This window comes from Gilliamella sp. Choc4-2, assembly GCF_001690355.1.
Classification (GTDB): Bacteria; Pseudomonadota; Gammaproteobacteria; order Enterobacterales; family Orbaceae; genus Gilliamella; species Gilliamella apicola_A.
Genome location: NZ_LZHG01000002.1, coordinates 1 through 3,918 on the forward strand (window position 1 = coordinate 1; position 3,918 = coordinate 3,918).

Here is a 3,918-nt window from a genome sequence, read left to right on the forward strand (position 1 = left end):
GAGCAGATAGGGCATTTACTGGTGAAATATGAAAGTGAATGGTATGCTGATGAAGAATTAAGTAAATGGAATGAGATAGATAACCTATATGAACAAGAAAAACAGCAAAAAAAAGAAATCATCGAAGAAGAGTTAAACAAACTCGGACTAACCTTACCTTATCAGCGAGACTCTGCCATGAAAAAAGTGGACGAAGCGCACGAATATGTCAAAAGCAACTGGCAACTAGAAAAAGAAGAGCGCATAAAACCATCTTTATGGTGGAAAGAAGTGGCACAGGCACAAGCCCAAAATCAAACAACTAGCACAGAACAAAGTGAAGCTAATACGCCTAAACTATCCAATCTATCCGCAGACGGCAAGGCATGGTTTATTCATCCTGTGGCGATGGTGGATTATTTTAAAATAATTGAAAAAAAGAAGTGTTGGGCAGAAAGTCCGTTTGCTTTATTATTAGGAAAAGTAGAATCCAATAATGATTATTCAGCTTATAACCAAACCAAACCAAAATTAAGGGCTTTTTTTAATACTAACTTGACCTCTATGACAATAGAAGAATTAATTGATAAGCAGACAAAAAGGGAAATATTTGCTGCAGGACGTTTTCAAATAATTCCACAAACTTTAAAAGCTGCTGTAACTTATTTAAAGTTAGATTTATCACTGAAATATAATAAAGAAACACAAGATACTTTATTTGAAGAATATTTAATAAAAATTAAAAGAAAAAACATAATAAAATATTTAGAACATAATGGTGATATTGAAGATGCAATTTATGATTGGGCTAAAGAGTTTGCATCAGCTGGGGTACGTAAAGGTAAAGCAATAAGTGGGGGGCGAGTTGCTACTTTTGAAGGTTCATCATACTATCAAGGTGATGGATTGAATTCGGCTCATATACTTCCAGATCAAATGGTTGAAGCATTGAGAGAATCGAAAAATGGAAATTGGAGATAAGTATGAAAATATTTAAGTATTTTATTTTATGTTTTATTCTATTTTTCGCTAGTTATTCTTGCGTAGCTCAAGATAAAGATCATATTAACTTAAATTTTAACGATTTTGCTATTAAAACTAAAACAAAAATAAAAAATGCAAACTTTGCTTATCATTATTTAGTAAAGGTCTATGGATGTGGCGGTGGTGCTATTTGTGGAGAAATTAGAAACTTATTATCAAACAAAGTTATTGGCTTACCTAATGCTTATTTAATAGAAGATGAAAATGGCGAAAAAGAGTTTTTAATAGAATATCATTTAGATAGTAGCTTGATTATTATTTCTGGAATAATAGCAGATCCTGATGAAAATGAAGATAAAGAAGGATACAGAAGAAGATACTATAATTTTATTAATGATCAACTAGTGTTAATTAGTTCAATAAAAGAGGATTAGCGCAATAGTTTCGCTTAATCTGACATTCTTTTACGGATAGGGATTTAAAGGAAGGGTTACGCAGAAGTTGGACAGCGGAGCAGATAGGGCATTTACTGATAAGATATGAAAGTGAATGGTATGCCGATGAAGCATTAAGTAAATGGAATGAGATAGATGAGCTATTTGAAGAAGAAAAGCAACAACAAAAAGCGCTTATTGAAGCGGGATTAGATAAACTTGGCATCACCGAGCCTTATCGGCGAGACTTTGCCATGAAAAAAGTGGACGAAGCGCACGAACATGTCAAAAGCAACTGGCAACTAGAAAAAGAAGAGCGCATCAAACTCTCACTGTGGTGGAAAAAAGTGGCAGAAGCACAAACAGCAATCTCTAACCAAACCCCTGTTAATGCTAACACGCAGATACTTTCTAACTTATCAATGGATGGAAAAGCGTGGTTTATTCATCCTGTGGGCATTTCTATTCTGAGAGAAAATAAAATAGATTATTGTTCAATAAAATTTCATAGAATTTCAAAAATAGTATTAAGGCATGAAGGAGGATATGTAAATAACCCAAATGATTCAGGAGGAGCAACAAATAGAGGAATAGCTTGGAATACATGGGTGGCATATGCAAAGCAAGATTTGGGAATAGATCCTACTTTAGATAATTTAAAAAAACTTACAGATGAACAGGCTGAAATTATCTATAGAAAAAGATATTGGCAACCAAAAGGATTTTGCAGAATAGAAAGTGATAGATTAGGGTTAATGATATATGATTGGTCAATTACTTCGGGGGGAGCAATAAAAAAAATACAACAACTTCTAGTGAACGAGTTTAATCAAAATCTTAATATTGATGGCAAAATGGGTGAGGAAACAGCTCTTATTATAAATTCTCTTTCTGAACAGGATAAATTATTAACACGTATTACTGAAATTAGAAAAGAATATTATACTAATTTAGCTATTAAAAAGGATGGTACCCATACGAAAAACTATGTGTTTCTAAAAGGTTGGTTAAATAGAGTAGATGATTGTTTAACAGTGAAAATTGACGAGGATTAGTGTATGCGAAACATATTTTTTGTTTTATTTTTTTTATTACATTTAGATTATGCATGCGCTTTAGATATTAATCAAACTTGGACCGAAGAAGTTTATCTAGAAAAAAATCAAATACCTTATAGTGTTTTTTCAATACAATTGAAAATTGATGCTAATAATAAAGTTGATGGGGAATTATGTTCTATTGTTAATTATGGTAATAAGATAGATTGCCCGATACCTTTTTCATCTAAATTAATTAATAATGAAATTGAAGTTCATTTTGATAGTACTTTTGGTGGTAAAAATGGTACAGCGGTTATTAAGCTACAAGAAAGCAATTTAGTTTGGAATTTGATTACAAATCCTAATGGAGAATATTATTTTGCAAAGAAAGCAACATTACTTCCTGAAAAAATTGAAAACTATTAAATGATGATTTGCCGGCATTTATCAGTAAAACCCGAGCCTTAGCAGAGCAGTTACCGGAAAGTGAAAAGACCATTTTATTAGTTGAAAGAGAGGCAAGATTAATTCAGGCCGCTAAAGCTGAAGGGACGTTACCGGCAGGATTGGGGATACAGTTTATTGGCAATGCTAGTGATTATTACGTTAAAGTTAAGCCAGAATATACATTAAAGTTATCATCCAATCTTTCAGATAATGCAAGTAATATGGTGATTAAAGGGATAAATGGGGTAGTTGAAAATAAGGGGGGTGAAGTTAGCAAGCACCGTTTAACGCAGGCAAATAAAACGGAGTTGATTAACCGTTATCAAGTGAATTATCCGGAATTAACCCTAGCTGATATTCCTGATGAAGTTGAATTAGTGAGTGGTATATCGTCATCGAATGAGAATAATGGCACGGAATTAACCATCCGTTTTGTGGTAGAAAACAGACATTACTGGATAGCCACGAAAGAGGTTTTTCACCTACAAGGAAAAAATGGGCAACTAAATAGCTCGATAAATTATTGGAATCACTTTCCACTATCATTAACCAATTTACCGGCAGCGACAGAGCACAACACGGTGTATTACCCGCGTACTGTTTCACTAAATGAGCAATCGAGTAATACAAGTTTTACAGCAGTTGATGATGCCGCTCCTGATTCAGTGTGGCGATATATACAGGCGGGGAATAAACAAGGGATGCCAATACAAGGTTGGGTAAACACTAAAAGTGGCGCACAGCAACACATAAAACGAGTTAGCCCATGGCACTGGTCAGGTTTTAAAACGATAGAAGAGAAGGCAACGGTAGGCGAATTATCTGATAAAATCAGCAAAAATAACGTTGCCACCTTAGATTTAGCCGATTACACGCCGGCGATGCGAGAATTACAGCAAATCTTAACCGGCACACTAATATATTCAACCCAACGAAAAAAAGACCTACCGCCACCGACTTTTACGGATAGGGATTTAAAGGAAGGATTACGCAGAAGTTGGACAGCGGAGCAGATAGGGCATTTACTGGTGAAA

At 34.3% G+C, this 3,918-nt stretch carries 3 protein-coding genes and 2 pseudogenes; all 5 read left to right on the plus strand.

Translation table 11 applies throughout. The features are described from left to right. Positions 1-960, plus strand: a pseudogene (locus A9G34_RS10655) (hypothetical protein); the annotation flags it as partial. A 2-nt stretch (positions 961-962) separates the two neighbouring features. Next, on the plus strand, positions 963-1,397 hold the full coding sequence (locus tag A9G34_RS00330) for a hypothetical protein (protein WP_065568541.1): 435 nt from the start codon (positions 963-965) through the stop codon (positions 1,395-1,397). Positions 1,398-1,651: 254 nt separating this feature from the next. Beyond that, a complete protein-coding gene (locus A9G34_RS00335) occupies positions 1,652-2,452 on the plus strand; it encodes a glycoside hydrolase family 108 protein (protein ID WP_218055634.1) in 801 nt (266 codons plus the stop codon). A 3-nt stretch (positions 2,453-2,455) separates the two neighbouring features. Then, positions 2,456-2,863: a hypothetical protein gene (locus tag A9G34_RS00340; protein WP_065568542.1), complete on the plus strand. Its 408-nt coding sequence runs from the start codon at positions 2,456-2,458 to the stop codon at positions 2,861-2,863. An 8-nt stretch (positions 2,864-2,871) separates the two neighbouring features. Next, a pseudogene (locus A9G34_RS00345) lies at positions 2,872-3,918 on the plus strand (hypothetical protein); the annotation flags it as partial.